This window comes from Peribacillus sp. YIM B13482, from assembly GCF_042787975.1.
In the GTDB taxonomy this organism is placed as follows: Bacteria; Bacillota; Bacilli; order Bacillales; family DSM-1321; genus Peribacillus; species Peribacillus simplex_A.
In genome coordinates, this window is sequence record NZ_JBHZPF010000073.1 from 1 (window position 1) to 15779 (window position 15779).

Annotated in this window: 15 protein-coding genes and 5 pseudogenes; 19 read left to right on the plus strand and 1 reads right to left on the minus strand. The window is 37.4% G+C overall.

The window, feature by feature from the left end; genetic code table 11:
* Positions 1 to 203: 203 nt before the first annotated feature.
* The 9 genes and pseudogenes from ACFX4L_RS22835 to ACFX4L_RS22875 all read left to right on the plus strand — a co-directional run bounded on the left by ACFX4L_RS22835 (position 204) and on the right by ACFX4L_RS22875 (position 6014).
* Positions 204 to 992, plus strand: coding sequence for an SDR family NAD(P)-dependent oxidoreductase (locus ACFX4L_RS22835; RefSeq protein WP_377387018.1), 789 nt, complete (start codon positions 204 to 206; stop codon positions 990 to 992).
* A 187-nt stretch (positions 993 to 1179) separates the two neighbouring features.
* Positions 1180 to 1656 (plus strand): 2,4'-dihydroxyacetophenone dioxygenase family protein, encoded by a 477-nt coding sequence (locus tag ACFX4L_RS22840; protein WP_284470976.1) that lies wholly within the window; start codon positions 1180 to 1182, stop codon positions 1654 to 1656.
* A 224-nt stretch (positions 1657 to 1880) separates the two neighbouring features.
* The gene (locus ACFX4L_RS22845; RefSeq protein WP_284470975.1) at positions 1881 to 2663 is read left to right on the plus strand and encodes an SDR family NAD(P)-dependent oxidoreductase; all 783 of its coding nucleotides are present in this window, start codon (positions 1881 to 1883) and stop codon (positions 2661 to 2663) included.
* A gap of 139 nt (positions 2664 to 2802) precedes the next feature.
* A complete protein-coding gene (locus ACFX4L_RS22850) occupies positions 2803 to 3945 on the plus strand; it encodes an acyl-CoA dehydrogenase (protein ID WP_377387022.1) in 1143 nt (380 codons plus the stop codon).
* 58 nt (positions 3946 to 4003) lie between these two features.
* Entirely contained in the window at positions 4004 to 4129 is a 126-nt protein-coding gene (locus ACFX4L_RS22855) for a hypothetical protein (RefSeq protein WP_284470973.1), read from the plus strand.
* Complete coding sequence (locus tag ACFX4L_RS22860) at positions 4116 to 4283, plus strand: hypothetical protein (RefSeq protein WP_377387025.1); 168 nt, start codon at positions 4116 to 4118, stop codon at positions 4281 to 4283. The genes ACFX4L_RS22855 and ACFX4L_RS22860 overlap by 14 nt, the downstream gene beginning before the upstream one ends.
* A gap of 79 nt (positions 4284 to 4362) precedes the next feature.
* Positions 4363 to 4658, plus strand: a pseudogene (locus ACFX4L_RS22865) (electron transfer flavoprotein subunit alpha/FixB family protein); the annotation flags it as partial.
* A gap of 111 nt (positions 4659 to 4769) precedes the next feature.
* A pseudogene (locus tag ACFX4L_RS22870) lies at positions 4770 to 5611 on the plus strand (ATP-binding protein); the annotation flags it as partial.
* Positions 5612 to 5615: 4 nt separating this feature from the next.
* On the plus strand, positions 5616 to 6014 hold the full coding sequence (locus ACFX4L_RS22875; protein WP_377387028.1) for a Ger(x)C family spore germination C-terminal domain-containing protein: 399 nt from the start codon (positions 5616 to 5618) through the stop codon (positions 6012 to 6014).
* Between the two features lie 539 nt (positions 6015 to 6553).
* Here the strand turns inward: ACFX4L_RS22875 and ACFX4L_RS25440 are convergent.
* Positions 6554 to 6757: pseudogene (locus ACFX4L_RS25440) on the minus strand (tyrosine-type recombinase/integrase); the annotation flags it as partial.
* Between the two features lie 1112 nt (positions 6758 to 7869).
* Between ACFX4L_RS25440 and ACFX4L_RS22880 the strand changes: the two are divergent.
* From ACFX4L_RS22880 to ACFX4L_RS22925, 10 genes and pseudogenes are all read left to right on the plus strand, one after another.
* Positions 7870 to 8982 carry an ABC transporter substrate-binding protein gene (locus ACFX4L_RS22880; RefSeq protein ID WP_377387031.1) on the plus strand — a complete coding sequence of 371 codons (1113 nt, stop codon included), beginning with the start codon at positions 7870 to 7872 and terminating at the stop codon, positions 8980 to 8982.
* Positions 8972 to 9848: pseudogene (locus tag ACFX4L_RS22885) on the plus strand (alkaline phosphatase family protein). The gene ACFX4L_RS22880 and the pseudogene ACFX4L_RS22885 overlap by 11 nt, the downstream one beginning before the upstream one ends.
* 83 nt (positions 9849 to 9931) lie before the next feature.
* On the plus strand, positions 9932 to 10786 hold the full coding sequence (locus ACFX4L_RS22890; RefSeq protein WP_377387034.1) for an ABC transporter permease: 855 nt from the start codon (positions 9932 to 9934) through the stop codon (positions 10784 to 10786).
* Complete coding sequence (locus ACFX4L_RS22895; protein WP_377387037.1) at positions 10783 to 11655, plus strand: ABC transporter permease; 873 nt, start codon at positions 10783 to 10785, stop codon at positions 11653 to 11655. The genes ACFX4L_RS22890 and ACFX4L_RS22895 overlap by 4 nt, the downstream gene beginning before the upstream one ends.
* The gene (locus ACFX4L_RS22900; protein ID WP_284470958.1) at positions 11655 to 12668 is read left to right on the plus strand and encodes an ABC transporter ATP-binding protein; all 1014 of its coding nucleotides are present in this window, start codon (positions 11655 to 11657) and stop codon (positions 12666 to 12668) included. Before ACFX4L_RS22895 ends, ACFX4L_RS22900 begins: the two co-directional genes overlap by 1 nt.
* Before the next feature lie 27 nt (positions 12669 to 12695).
* Positions 12696 to 13478 carry a DeoR/GlpR family DNA-binding transcription regulator gene (locus ACFX4L_RS22905; protein ID WP_284470957.1) on the plus strand — a complete coding sequence of 261 codons (783 nt, stop codon included), beginning with the start codon at positions 12696 to 12698 and terminating at the stop codon, positions 13476 to 13478.
* Between the two features lie 132 nt (positions 13479 to 13610).
* Positions 13611 to 14483: a Cof-type HAD-IIB family hydrolase gene (locus ACFX4L_RS22910; RefSeq protein WP_377406299.1), complete on the plus strand. Its 873-nt coding sequence runs from the start codon at positions 13611 to 13613 to the stop codon at positions 14481 to 14483.
* Between the two features lie 29 nt (positions 14484 to 14512).
* Entirely contained in the window at positions 14513 to 14842 is a 330-nt protein-coding gene (locus tag ACFX4L_RS22915) for a DMT family transporter (protein WP_061462927.1), read from the plus strand.
* Between the two features lie 39 nt (positions 14843 to 14881).
* Positions 14882 to 15202, plus strand: coding sequence for a DMT family transporter (locus ACFX4L_RS22920; protein ID WP_061462928.1), 321 nt, complete (start codon positions 14882 to 14884; stop codon positions 15200 to 15202).
* Between the two features lie 68 nt (positions 15203 to 15270).
* Positions 15271 to 15639: pseudogene (locus ACFX4L_RS22925) on the plus strand (D-serine ammonia-lyase); the annotation flags it as partial.
* Positions 15640 to 15779: the final 140 nt, after the last annotated feature.

Below are 15779 nucleotides of genomic sequence, written 5' to 3' on the forward strand. Positions count from 1 at the left end.
AGTCTCGCACTTCCGCTCCAATCAACCTTAAATAGTTTCGTTTTAAAAACAACAATCTTTACGAAAAGAGCCTTTAAATATAAGTAATACTTACTTACAGATTAAAATTTTTAATTTTATTTAATTATAATTTATTAGTATAATCAATATCAATAGTATTTTAAAAACTTTGAATATTCTAAAAAAATAGGAGGAGAACAAGAATGTCATTGAACCAATTGTTTGATTTAAATGGTAAGACAGCAATCGTTACTGGAGGCGGCAGCGGGTTAGGGCGTGTAATGGCACTGGCATTGGCAGAAGCTGGAGCAAACGTTGTTGTATGTTCACGGCGTTTAGAGGTTTGCGAAGCAGTTGTAAAAGAAATCGAGGCGTTAGGAAGACAGGCACTTGCTCTGTCATTGGATGTCACAGATCGGGAATCTGTCGTTCAAGGTGTTGAGAAAGCGGTTTCTCATTTTGGGGAAATCAGAATTTTAGTCAACGGCAGCGGAACAGTTTTTGAGTCTCCTGCTACGGATATGCCTTTAGAACAATGGCAATCTATGATGGATACAAATGTGACTGGAACATTCTTGATGTGTCAGGCAGTTGGTAAACATATGATTAATAACGAATACGGTAAAATCATTAACATTTCTTCTAGTATCGGCTTTAAAGGAGTTGACCCGGAAGCTGTAGATTCTGTCGGATATACAACTAGTAAGGGTGCAGTCATGACTTTAACGAAGGATCTGGCAGTTAAGTGGGGACGACATGGAGTGTATGTAAATTCAATTGCTCCTGGAGTTTTCACTACAGGTATGAATAACCCCGAAATACCGGGAACACTTGTACACAAAGCAGGCCCTTTCATTGCGTCACAAGTTCCAGTTAGAAGATTAGGCAATGACAATGATTTGGTAGGTGCACTCCTATACTTTGCTTCAGCAGCATCTGATTATTGTACTGGACAAATTTTGACTCTTGATGGTGGACTTGGGGCTAAGTAAATTTCAACCAAATAACGTGGTTGCGTAAATTAATCATACTTAACTACAATTAAAAAATACCAATTTTACTTAACTAAAAATTACGAATAAACTGAGTTAATAAATTCGAACTAGTTAATTTGCTTGCTGATGAAAGCGATAACAATATGCGAATTAAATAAATATTTATTGGAAGAGGGGATTTTAAGTGAGTGATTTAAAAGATGTAAAAGAAGTAGAAGTATTTCATGCAGGTAATGTTAGTGTAGATGAATTGCCTTGGATTCCATATTTTGGAGATGCGAGGTTTAAGTTGCTTAAAGCCAACCCTGTGACCGGACAGACGGTTACGTTATTATGTGTTCCTGCGAAAATGCAGCTTCCGGCCCATTTCCATTCTGGAACAGTCATTGTATATACCGTCCAAGGGACTTGGAGATATCTCGAGGAGCCTTGGATCTCCAAACCTGGTGACATGGTTTATGAGCCTGCAGGCTCCAAACATACGCCGACAGCTGTAGGGGATGAAGATGTTATCACCTTCAATATTGTAGAAGGAACATTAGACTATTTGGGTGAAGAAGGAGAAATTCTTGCCAGAGATAATTGGGAATCATTCCTGAAAAGATACTATGAATATTGTGCGGCTGAAGGAATTGAGCCTATTGATGTGACTAAATTTTGATAGTTAGATTCATAAAAAAAGGAGAAGCCCGGTGTCCACATGACGAAGAGGCTTCTCTTTTTTCTGGGATTTTTAATTTTAATATTAGTAGTAATAATTTATATATTAATATTTTTAATTTTATTTAATTAAAACTTATAAGTATAATCATAAACATAATAATATTTTTATAATTTTTAATATTCTAACTTAACAGATAATAATGCTAGGAGGAATAATGATAAATGACAGCAGAGACGGTTTTGATTACTGGTGCTACAAAAGGGATCGGATATGAATTCACAAAAGTTTTTGCAGAGCATTATTATAACTTGGTATTAGTTGCAAGAGATTCGGCGTTGTTGGAACAACAAGCCGAGAGCTTAAAAAAGGAATATGGCTTGCAAGTGAATACTTTTGCCGGCGATTTGAGCAGCCATACAACGGTAGAGAGCTTACATCGATACTTGAAATGCGAAGGAATCGACATCGATATTTTGATTAATAATGCTGGAGCAGGCGGATTAGGGTTGATGACGGAATTGGATATTCAAAAAGAAATGGAATACCTGCAGCTCAACATGATCTCTCTCACGTATTTAACTAAACTTATTGCGGATGACATGGTGAAACGAAAGCAAGGTAAAATTTTAAACGTGGCTTCAACAGCAGCCTTTCAGCCAACTCCACGGATGTCGATGTACGGTGCCAGCAAATCTTACGTCTTATTCTTTACGGAAGCAATTGCGGAAGAACTTAAAGGAACCGGAGTTCAAGCTTCTGTATTATGTCCCCCTTCTACCAAAACGCCGCTCACGCAAGGGTTGGCTTCAACAAGAACAAAAATTTTCATTAAGAACTTAATAGAGCCGCAAGCTGTTGCCAAGTGCGGATTTGAAGGGTTAATGAAGAATAAAACTGTAATCATTCCAGGCTTTAAAAATAAACTCATGGCTAAATCTGTGGGATTGTTGCCAAGGAAATGGGTAACTATCTATACCCGAAAGCTTATCGAACAAAAAGTGTAAATACCATTAAGGTCCTATCCTTGGAAGAGTTGGAGTATTTAAAAGTATTATCTTGATAGATTTACAATGGCAAATAGCTTACATAGTTTTTCAGAAGATATCTTGTTTGGAATAACAAAATCAAAAAAGGGGACTAATGATGAATTTTTTATTATCTAAGGAACATCAAATGATGCAAAAAATGGTACGTGAGTTTGCTCTAAACGAATGTGAACCTACTGCAGCTCAACGTGATGAAGAGGAATACTTTGATATCAAGATTTGGCAAAAGATGGCAGAGTTTGGTTTATGTGGCATTCCTTGGCCAGTAGAGTACGGAGGTGCAGGTGCCGATTATTTGAGTTATGTGATCGTGGTGGAGGAATTGTCTCGGGTGGACGCTTCAATTGGGACCACACTTTCGGCACATACATCGTTAGCCGGATGGCCGATTTACAAGTTTGGAACGGAACATCAAAAGCAAAAATATTTGCGGGCCATGGCGGAAGGAAAAAACATGGGTGCGTATTGCTTGACGGAATCTGGATCCGGATCTGATGCCAGTGGAATGAGAACAACAGCCGTTCTTGACGGAGATGAATGGGTTTTGAACGGATCGAAGATTTTTATCACCAACGGAGGCTATGCCGACACTTATATCGTTTTCGCACAGACCAACTCTGCACTAAAGCATAAAGGCATTTCTGCGTTTATTGTGGAAAAGGGCTTCCCAGGCTTCTCTGTAGGAAAGAAGGAAAAAAAGATGGGAATTCGCTCTTCCTCCACGACAGAGATCATTTGTGAGGACTGCCGGGTTCCAAAGGACAATCTTTTGGGCCAAGTGGGTGAAGGGTTCCAGATTGCCATGAAGACTCTCGACGGCGGTCGGAACGGAATCGCTTCTCAAGCTGTTGGAATCGCTCAAGGAGCATTTGATAATGCCGTAACATTTGCAAAGGATCGCGTCCAATTTGGCAAACCGATTAGCTCACTTCAAGCTATTCAATTCAAATTAGCCGATATGGCCACAAAAATTCAAGCTGCCCGTTTATTGACGTATCAGGCAGCATGGTGTGAGGATCAAGGAATTCCTTACGGACTTCAATCTGCAATGTCCAAACTATTTGCTGGAGACACCGCCATGGAAGTAGCGGTGGAGGCTGTTCAAGTATTTGGCGGATATGGCTACACAAGGGAATACCCGGTAGAACGATATATGAGAGATGCTAAAATCACCCAAATCTATGAAGGGACGCAAGAGATTCAGCGTCTTGTTATTGCCGGAAATCTGCTTAAAGCATAGAAAAAACTCAATATTAACGAAAACAGGAATGTAATCTATTAAAAAGAAGCGAATGGGTTTGTCAAACGTGAAAGATTTGCATGGGCATGAGTTAGAGCCTTACCGCATGGCAGTGGAAAAAGGAAAAATAAAAGAATTGGCGATTGCAATAGGGGATGATTTTCTACAGCTTGGAGTCAGCTAAGGATGCTGGTATTCCTGTTCCGCTCGCTTTTTTGCAAATCATTGGCGGTTATGGCTTTCAAGAGAAAAGGAGGTTTGATGGCAAAGTAGTAGAGAAAAAAGCTGACAACGTTGTTGTGTGTGAAATACAGGCGAAAAAAAGTAAGGTGACATGAAATTCTCTGGTACTTTTGAATCGGTTTTGCCATCAAGTGATTTGTACATCCAATCTTATAGCTCGTTGCTGACCGAATGGATGGAACACAACCGCTTCAGGAATTGGCGGATGTGCTAGGTGCTGAATACTGAGATTATTCACTTCAAATCGGACAGGCGGGAAAAGTCGTAAACCCTGATTTGTCCATTGCCTGCGGAATTTCAGAGGCCATTCAGCATTTAGTCGGGGTGTCTACCTCTAAAGTTGTCGTTGCGATTAACAAGATTCCGAAACACCTATCTTTCAAGTAGCGGACTACGGTATTGTGGGGGATTTGTTTGAGTTGATTCCGCTTCTAGCGAAAGAAATTAAAAAAAAACTGGTAAATTCTTAAATAAGAACATGTTATTACTCCTGATTAATAAGTGCATCTCTTCTCAATGAAGATCTGCTATCAATAGAGTGATTGATAGACAATAATAAGCTTTTGGAAAGGAATTCGTATATGTTTAAAAAGGTTCTTATTGCTAATCGAGGAGAAATTGCTGTCCGTGTGATTAGGGCGTGTAAGGAAATGGGGATATCTACGGTCGCTGTATATTCTGAAGCAGACCGTGAAGCTTTGCATGTACGTCTAGCAGATGAAGCCTATTGCATTGGACCACACCTATCATCTAAGAGCTACTTGGATATGACCAATTTATTAATTGTTGCTCAAATTTCACATGCAGATGCTATCCATCCCGGCTATGGATTTTTAGCGGAAAGTGCAGAATTTGCTAATTTATGTATTGAAAACGATATCATTTTTATTGGACCAACACCTGAGGCCATCAGTAAGATGGGGGCGAAAGCGGTAGCGAGAGAAACGATGGAATACGCTGGCGTACCAATTGTCCCAGGTACGGATGGGATTATTGAAGATATTGATGAAGCTGTTTTTACAGCAAGACGTATCGGGTATCCAGTTATTGTTAAAGCCACTGCGGGTGGTGGTGGAAAAGGAATGCGGGTTGCTAAATGCGAGGAAGAGTTAAAAAATGCGAGGAAGAGTTAAAAAATGCGATTTCAATGGCGCAGCAAGAAGCAGCTACAGCTTTTGGTAATGCATGTGTTTATTTAGAAAAGTACATTGAAGAGCCTCGACACATTGAAATCCAAATTATGGGTGATTCCTTTGGCAATGTCGTGCACTTAGGGGAACGTGATTGCTCAATCCAGAGACGCCATCAAAAGCTAATTGAAGAAGCGCCATCCCCTGCACTTGATGAAGAACTAAGAACGAAAATGGGAGAGGCGGCATTAAAAGCCGCGAAGGCCGTACAATATTCAGGGGCAGGTACCATTTTCTATGGAATCCGCCAGTAAAGGCAAACCATACATCAGCTTCTCCATTTCAGATTTGAAAGTAAAGAAGAAAGTAAAGTTCAATGGACGCTTTGTATTTGATATAAATGTAGATTTACAAATCTCGCTATCCGAACAACTCTTTCCATTCGATGTCCGAAAAGATTATGCAAAGCTTGAAAAAAGCATTGCAAATGAGCTTGAGAATGAAACCAATCAATTAATTCAAAAAATACAAAAGTCTCAAATTGATCCATTAGGGCTTGGTCTGTATGCAAGAGCCTACACTTATCAAGAGTGGAAAAAAGTACAAGAAGACTGGGGGAACACTCTGGCAAAATCAAAAATAAACATACATGTAAAAACAATAATTAAGGGCATGGGATCAACGAATTATCAATAGGACAAAAGCTTTCATAATGGGGATGCTGAGAACCGATCCCGGTTTCTACCCTTTTAGGGATTAAAGTTGCAAGCTTTTTTTGACAAAGGCCATGCTTGATTTAGAATGAGGTAGCAAAGACTGTAATAAGCCATTAAGTTTTGCAAGTCAAACGTTATTGATTGCACCTAAAGGGCAAAGAGGCTTACAAACGATTTCTTGTTTCGGAAGCTACAAAAACTTGCTTAATGAAGAAGATTATTTATATATAAAAAGATCAAAGAAGCTTAGGCTCTTCGATTTTTATTATTGTTTAAATACTTCATCGTAATACCAGACCCTTTAATTTGTCCTCGGCTTTTCCTCGTGTAATTTTAAAAAGATTATTGGTGATGAATTTTTAGAAAGTGTTTATATGATAAGATTTTTTAGCCCTGTTTTCTTCAATTATGATGTAATCATCGCCTAAAACCCTTGGTATGACTGGGTTTTGGAGTAAGATGAGAGTGGATTGCTAACATTTTGCTAACTTTCAGTTTCTGAAAACTTACTTTCACTATTTAGAAAAGACCTTCCATAAGTTCACTGAACTTATGGAAGGTCTTTTCTTCAATATTTTTTGTCATATGTGCGTAGATGTTCATTGTTGTATTTACGTCTGAATGTCCTAATCTCTCTTATATCTATTTTATACCTGCACCAGCTTCAATGAGAAGAGATGTGTGGGTATGTCTAAAACTGTGTGGAGTGATGTGCTTTTTCAATCTTCATATGCTTCATTTGTTAGGATTGTAATAAGTTTTTGTGATTCTTAGTTTTTTATGAAGTCAAGGGTTGACCACTTTAGAGCAAGAATTTCTTCCAAACGAACTCCCGTATACGCTAAGTTGCAAAGGTAAGATAGTCAAAAGAAAGTCCATGTTCTTAAGCAATACATAAGAATGCCTTCAATTCACTTACTTTCAAAAATTTATCTTTGAGTTCTTCTTCTTCAAAGTATTTTAAAGTTATTTGTTTTTTAGGCATAACAAAACCTTCTATTGGGTTTGCAAGTAGAAAAACTTGGCGGATAGCGTGTTTAAAAATCATATTTACAGTAGTATGAATGCTGTCAAGGTAGTTATTGCTAAACTTCTTGGACAATTCATTGAAATGGGCTGATACATATGCCTTGTTATCTTTCGCAAAGGGAGATGACCCCATTTAGATATAAGGTGCTTTATAGCAATGCTACGAGCTCTTACACTGCTTACTTTTACTTAAATATCATAATATTCAATCCATTTCATCGCAAAATTTTCAAAAGTGATATTCATTTCCTTCAATTCGGTTTCGTATTTCTAGATTGGTATAGAGTAACGCCTAAGATAAACCTAATACCATCGCAACTCGGTTAAAGATAATTTTAGTTTTTGTTTTTATAAGACGTTGTAAAATCTGGGAAAATACTTTGATATTGCATCTAAAAGAATCCTCCGTCAAATAAAGAGATTTAAACTTTGGGTCATGGGGATGAAGTTTAGGCAACATTGCCACTTGTTGGAGGAGTTTTATCCTTATTAATGCACAATTTTAATATTACTGTAGCAAAATAAAGAGAACACACTTTAAATTAACTCTTGGCACGCTTAGTTTGATGGGATGTGGTAGGAACCCTATTATAGATTTGCTTTTACTTTACCCTATTTTCGTACTGTTGTTGAGGATTTTTTCTGGATGATTATGAAAATAAAAGCTGATGAATTTGACGAATAAAAAGTGGTTTTACAAAACCTTAATATTTGATTAATGTGGGATTAATGTTGTCGAACTATGATGAAACCGTAATAAAAATTAATAAACATTAAAGATTCCACACTAAACGGAGGCCCTTTTTATGAATTACACATTCAAGAAGAACTGTTATAAGTCTATTCAAGCTGTGATGTTAGGAGTGAGTGTACTAGGATTATCTGCTTGTGGAGCTCCTGAAGAGCAGGCTGCTCCAGTTGTTAAAGATCCAAACTCACTAACCCTGAAAGATATTGAAACAAAGGCAAAAGAAGAGGGGACAATTAATAGTGTCGGTATGCCTGATTCATGGGCTAACTGGGGAGAAACGTGGAATGATGTGATGAAAAAATATACGTTGGAACACAGCGATACAGATTTATCCAGTGCCGAAGAGATTGCCAAAATGGAATCTGAAGGAGAGAATGCAACAGCTGATATGGGCGATGTAGGGATTTCCTTTGGGCCAATCGCGGAAAAAAAAGAATTAACGATGCCATATAAAACTTCCTATTGGGACGAGGTACCTGACTGGGCAAAAGATGACAATGGAGATTGGGTTGTTGGCTACCAAGGAACGATTGCATTCTTTACTAATAAAGAATTAGTAGATAACCCGCCAAAATCATGGGATGACATATTAAAAGGAGATTATAAAGTAACAGTTGGAGATGTTCAGCGTGGTACACAGAACCAAATGGCCGTTCTTGCTGCCGCTAAGGCTTACGGTGGTGATGAAACAAATATCCAACCAGGAATTGACTATTTTGCTAAGCTTGCCAAGCAAGGCCGCCTTAGCTTAACTGATGCCAAGCCGGCTAACATCGAAAAAGGGGAAGTGGAAGTTGCCCTTGTTTGGGATTTCAATGCTCTAGGTTACGCTGACCAAATTAACCGCGATCAATTTGATGTAGCCATTCCAAGTGAAGGTTCAGTCGTAAGCGGCTACGCAACTATTATTAACAAAAATGCAAAGCATCCGCATGCGGCGATGGCAACTAGAGAATATATCTTAAGCGATGAAGGACAAATTAACTTAGCTAAAGGATTTGCCCGTCCAATTCGCGATGTAGAACTACCGAAAGAAGTAGCTGAAAAAATGGTTCCAGAAGAACAGTACAAAAATGCAAAACCTATTGAAGATTACAAAGCTTGGGAAGAAACAGCAAAGAAATTACCACAGCTTTGGCAAGAAGAGGTGTTAGTCCATGTCAAATAAAGTAATAGCAATTATTGTTGATGGTATGAGATATGATAAAGCATGTGAGGCTCTTGGATTTATTCAACATCTAGTTGAAACAAATCAGGCAGCACTTTACAAAGTAAAGTCGGAACTCAAAGTCTTTCCCGTCCATTATATGAAGTGTTACTAACGGGTACACCGGCATCAGTGAACGGAATTACGTCCAATCAAGCCGTTCGCTTATCTACTGAGAAAAGTATCTTTCATCTTACGAAAGAAAACGGCTTAAGAAACGGAACGGTATCTTATTACTGGGTAAGCGAACTTTATAATCGCGCGCCATTCCATTTTATTGAAGATCGTGAGCAAGAGGATGAGTCTAAGCCATTTCAATATGGAAAATTTTATTGGGATGATGACTATCCAGACAGCCATGTGTTATGGATGCAGAAGCTTTGCGCAGAAAGTATGACCCACACTTTTTATATATTCATCCGCTCGGTGTAGATGTAAAAGGAGAAATTTTCGGTTCGGAACCGAAAGAATATCGTGAACAAATCTTAAAAATGGGAAGCTTGTTGGCACCACTTTTGCCAATTTGGATCAAAGAAGGTTACCACATTTTAATTACATCTGATCATGGCATGAGTGAATATGGCAACCATGGCGGCATAACTGATGGTGAGCGTGATGTACCGCTCTTTATCATGAGTCCAAAAGTTGAACCTGGTGTTTACAGTGAAGTAGTTCCGCAATTAGCTTTTGCGCCGCTCGTTTGTGAACTTTTATATATTGAGCCGTCCAATAAAATGATTTCATATCAATTTCCAGGTCTGAAAGGAAAAAAATACCCTTTAAAAAAGATACCACTATTCAACATTAAAATGAAGAATGAAGGTTGACGGGAATTGGTTTAACGAACGTACTGTTAAATCAATTCCTGAATTTTCCCAAAATGTTAGAGAACAAAGAGGAGCGAGAAGTCTTGCGAAAAATAAAAAAACAAAAAATTTACTTATTAGCTCTTTTATTGCCATTTATTATGTTTGTGATTGGATTTGAAATAGGACCATTAGTGGCAATGATTAAAGACAGTTTTTATGCAGACGATGGAATTCAAGTTACGATTGATCAATATATCACAATATTTAAAAGTAAGTTTTACTTACAAGGTATTCAAAATAGCATTGTCATTTCCTTGTTTTCTGCCGTAACTTCTGTGTTTATAGCAGTCATTGCAGCCTATTCGTTTACAAAGTTCTCACAAAAAATACAAAATCGCCTGCTGATGATTGCCAATATGACGTCGAACTTTGAGGGAATTCCCCTTTCATTTTCATTTATTATTTTACTTGGAAACAATGGGCTGTTTACGTTGCTTTTTTCAAAGATTGGTGGGGATGTGTTTGCGGATTTTAATTTATATTCATGGACAGGCCTCATTCTTGTTTATATATATTTTCAAATTCCGCTTGCTATTATGCTCATCTACCCGTCTTATCAAGGAATTAAGAAACAATGGAAAGAAGCTTCTTCATTATTAGGAGGATCAACATTATCATTTTGGCTTCACATTGGGATTCCAGTTCTTTTACCTAGTATTGTAGGTACATTCAGCATTTTGTTTGCTAATTCGATGGGAGCTTACGCTACTGCCTATGCATTAGTAGGCAGCAACTATAACTTATTGTCATTGCAAATTGCCTCTCTAGTTGCTAGTGACGTTGCATTAAAGCCGCAGCTAGGTAGTGCGATGGGAGTTCTTCTAGCAGCGACAATGATAGGGGCGATGTGGTTCAATGAACGAATGATGCGCCGCATTAGGAGGGATTTACGATGAAATCTTCATTGACTTTTCATAAAGTGATTGTTGGGTTACTAGTTATATATTTATTAATTCCGCTTGTAGGAACCTTTTTATTCTCGGTTGCCGGAAAATGGGATCATACCATTTTACCTGAGAGTTATACAATGGATTGGTATATTGAATTATTTCAAGATGAACGGTTTTATGATGCTTTTCGACGAACGCTGTTTTTAATTGTCATGTCTGTAGGTCTTAGTGTTGTTATTATGCTTCCGACTATCTTTATCATCACGGTATATTTCAGTAAATGGGAAGGGTTACTTCAAGCAGCAGCTATGCTTCCTTATGGAATTCCTCCCATTGTTGGAGCTGTCGGATTAATCAAGGTATATTCAGATGGACCGATTCAAATTGCCGGAACACCTTGGATTTTAATCGGTGCCTATTTCATAACGATTCTGCCATTTATGTATCAAGGTATTCGTAGCAGTCTTCGTACGATTAATGCTGTGCAGCTTGTTGATGCAGCTGAATTACTGGGTGCTACCAAATTCCAGTCGTTTCGCACAGTGGTGTTTCCAAATATTATATCTGGTATTTTAGTGTCTACCTTATTATCAGTCGCTCTTTTATTTAGTGAGTTTGCTTTTGCCAATTTGCTTGTCGGGGGCCGATTTGAAACCATTCAAATTTATCTTGCCGACAAACTAAACAGCAGTGGTCACTTAACAAGTGCAATTGTTATTACTTATTATTCAATGATTTTACTTTTAACGGGGATTGTATTAAAACTTACGTTTAGAAACGAAAAAAAACCTGTCGTGTCAAATAAGAAGCGAATTCCTTCATTTTTTAAAAAACAACACTGTAATAAAAATACTGCTATAGAAGGTGAAAAGTAATGAGCTATGTAACCATCAATCAAGTGACTAAGGGGTATGAAAATCAAGTCGTTCTAAATGACATTTCTTTAACATTAAAAAAAGGAGAATTTGCTACACTTCTTGGGCAAAGCGGATGCGGGAAAAGTACATTATTACGTTCCATTGCGGGGCTTGAAGGTGTTGATGTAGGAAGAATCTTAATTGATGGAAAAGATATTACTAATTTATCACCGCGTCAGCGTGAAGTCGGTATGGTATTTCAGTCTTATGCGCTTTTCCCAAATATGAGCGTTTTTGACAATATCGCGTACGGCCTTAAAATGAAGAAGGTAAAAAATATTAAATCAAAAGTGAAAAATATGATTGATATGGTTGATTTAATAGGAAAAGAAGAGTCGTATCCTCATCAATTATCTGGTGGACAACAGCAGAGGGTTGCTCTTGCCCGTGCGCTTGTCATGGAGCCGAAAGTACTGCTTTTGGATGAGCCGTTAAGCGCATTGGATGCTAAAATTAGAAAAAGTTTGCAAAAAGAATTAAAGAGAATACAGAAAGAATTAGATATTACAACTATTTTTGTTACGCATGATCAGGAAGAAGCAATGACGATGTCTGACCGAATTTTTGTCATGAATAAAGGAAAAGTTGTACAATCCGGTTCTCCATCAGAAATTTATACTTCTCCAGCCAATACATTTGTTGCAAAATTTATCGGGAATTATAATGTTTGTAATATGGAAGTTTTCCATAAACTTGTTCGCAGCACAGAATTAAAAGGGAATGAAGTCGCGATTCGTCCTGAAGTTTTACAATTAGTTTCTGCTGGTGAGGATAGCTTGGATTTACAAGAGAACTGGGGAATTAAAGGGTTTATTAAAGATGTTTCCATGACAGGGAATGTTTTAAGATATGAAGTAGAAACAGATGAGTCCGCTTTCCTTGTAGACTATCTTCACCACCGAGGAAAAATGTTTGAACAAGGAGCACGCGTCAATATTGTTGTACCGAAGAAAGAATGCATTATTTTATAAATTATTAATGATTACGGAGGAAGGAATATGTCTGTTTTGCCAGAAGAAAGAAAGAATGAAATTTTAAAAGAACTTAACAAAATGGGAAAAGTTAGAGTAATGGAATTAGTTGATCAATTTAATGTTTCAGAGGAAACGATTCGACGCGATTTGATGATATTAGAGGAAAAAGGGCTTTTAAAGAGGGTTTACGGTGGAGCGATTAAAACAGTCTTTGAATTTGAGGAGCCTCCATTTAAACAGCGTACAACGGTGAATCAAGAAGCGAAAATTAAGGTTGGGAAAAAAGCAGTAGAACTCATTTCTAACGGAGATGTGATTGCCATTGATGTAGGGACAACCATGCTTGAATTTGCGCAGTGTATCGAAAATAAAATAGACATTACGATTTTAACCAATTCTCTTCCTGTGTCGTCTATGTTAACCGAATTGCTCAATGAAAATAAGTTTACAGGACAAATTCTATTACTAGGCGGACAAATTGATCCAAAGCATCAATCTATAAGCGGCGGTCTCACTGAACAAATGTTAAATCAATTTAATATTGATAAAGCGTTCATTTCAGCTGGTGGTGTTTCCATTCAAAATGGGGTTAGTAATTATCATTTACATGAAACATTAGTTTCACGCAAGATGGTCGAGGTATCAAAGCAAGTTATATTGCTAACGGATTACTCTAAAATTGGTGTCGACACATTTAGTAAAGTTTGTCCTCTAGAAAAAGTCGATGTGATTGTCTGTGAGCAACCATTTCCAGAGGAATGGAGAAATCATTCAAAATTAGAGGAGATCAATTGGATTCAAGCATAGTCAATCCATAAAAGGACATATCGAGATGGATGAGGGAGTTCTCTCTCTTTTTTGATTGGCTTTTTATTGAGAGCAGGTATAAAAGCTAGAAAGAGAATTTAATAGATAGAATGAGAAAAGGGGCTATATAGCATGAGTTTCATTGCGATAGATTTAGACGGAACATTATTAAACGACCAGAATGAAATTAGTGATGAAAATATAAAGGCGATTCAATATGCCCAAGATAGAGGCTTTGAAGTAGTTATTTCAACAGGACGGGCTTATTTTGACGTTCAAACAATTTGTGAAAAAGCCGGGATTTCCCCATTTGTAATCGGGACAAATGGCGCAACTATTCATTCCAAAAGCGGAAAGTGCATTTCTTCTATTACGATAACTAAAGATTGTGTCGAATCTATTCTCCAATGGTTAGATGAACGGAATTATTATTACGAAGTGTTTACTGATAAAGCCATTTATACTCCTAAAAAGGGAAGAGAACATTTCCATAATGAGATTAAAAGTTTGAAAAGCGCCGATTTGAATACAGATATGAAAGAATTAGTTGAAGTAGCGGAAAGGCAATTTGACCAGTTTGGATATGTTTTAGTTGAAAACTATCATGATATCTTAAAACAGGAGGAAGAATTCTATAACATATTAGCATGTTCTTTTGATAAAAAGACTTTAGAGGAAGCATGGAACCAATTCAAAAAGTTTGATGAGTTGATGGTTGTTTCATCTGCTGATCACAACATTGAAATTACTAGTAAAAGAGCTTCAAAAGGAATGGCCCTTGAAAAATTGGCTTTTTTGATGAATGGCTCCTTAGATCAGGCTATGGCAATCGGGGACAGCAACAATGATTTATCCATGTTCCAGAAAGTTGGATACAGCGTAGCGATGGGAAATGCGAAAGATGTCATAAAAGCTGTTTGTACAACGACAACCCTTAAAAATGATGAGAATGGGGTAGCTTATGCGATTTATCGATATATGGAGAACTTCGTGGTTCAAAAATAAGTGTCAATGCCGAAGGAGAGAGCGATAAAATGGCATGGATATATATCATAATGGCAGGACTTTTGGAAATCGTCTGGGTGATCGGTCTTAAATATTCTCACGGATTCACCAAAATTATACCTAGTATAGTAACGGTAGTTATTATAATCTATAGTTTCTTTTTACTTTCAAAAGCTTTACATTCCATTCCCTTAGGAACTGGTTACGCCGTTTTTACTGGATTGGGAACGGTGGGAACAGTAGTAATTGGGATGCTTTTTTTGGGAGAGACCATTAATCCACTAAAAGTATTTTTTATGGCTTTAATGATATTGGGTATAATTGGAATAAAAACCAATCCAGCACAACCTAAACATTAAAGGAATTATATGATTTATACATGGTTAGGGGATGATTCAATGGCTTGGTTTTTTCTTCTTATTGCCGGATTTGCCGAGATTGGTAGTGTTATAAGCCTGAAACGTGCAGACGGGTTTAAAAAATTACTTCCCTCTGTAGCGTGTCTTTTTTTGGGGAGTTTAAGCTTTTATTTTCTTTCTTTGTCATTAACTTCTATTCCAGTGGGGACTGCCTATGCAATATGGACCAGTATCGGCTCTGTTGGAAGTGTTTTAGCAGGAATGATCTTCTTTAATGAACCTAAAAGTTTAAGATTAACCCTATTTATTATGTGTATTATTGCAGGGGCTGTAGGTATTAAAATGACTTCTGGACATTAAGGTCAGGGTTTTAAATGGCAATAAGTAGATAAAGGAAAAAGGTACGATACCTATGGAAGAGAAGAGTGATGAAGACAATTCAAGATTGGATAAAAGAATATCCTTTAATAAACGAGTTAGTTGCTACAAAGGATGTATTTTGGTCAAATCCTAAATATGAACCATTTCAAAAGGTACTTAAAAAGCGGCCACTTAATGAGAAAGATGTAAAAGATGCCGAGGAAAGGCTACAGCGTTTTGCTCTTTACATTGCTAAAGTTTTTCCTGAAACAAGAAAACTAAACGGAATCATTGAATCTCCTATTGTATCCATCCCGGCGATGCATCAACAGCTATCACACATGTATGAGCATCTATTAGAAGGGACATTTTTGTTGAAATGTGACAGCCACCTTCCCATTTCAGGTTCCATTAAAGCACGCGGGGGCATTTACGACGATTCAGAGATTCCATAGATACACCAGAGGGATTCGACAGTTTAAAAAGAGGGATAGATTAATGGAGGCTGCTGAAAAACTCACGTTTTTCTAACTAGTACGGTAAATCAAATTAAAAAAAGACGATTCTCATTCGATAC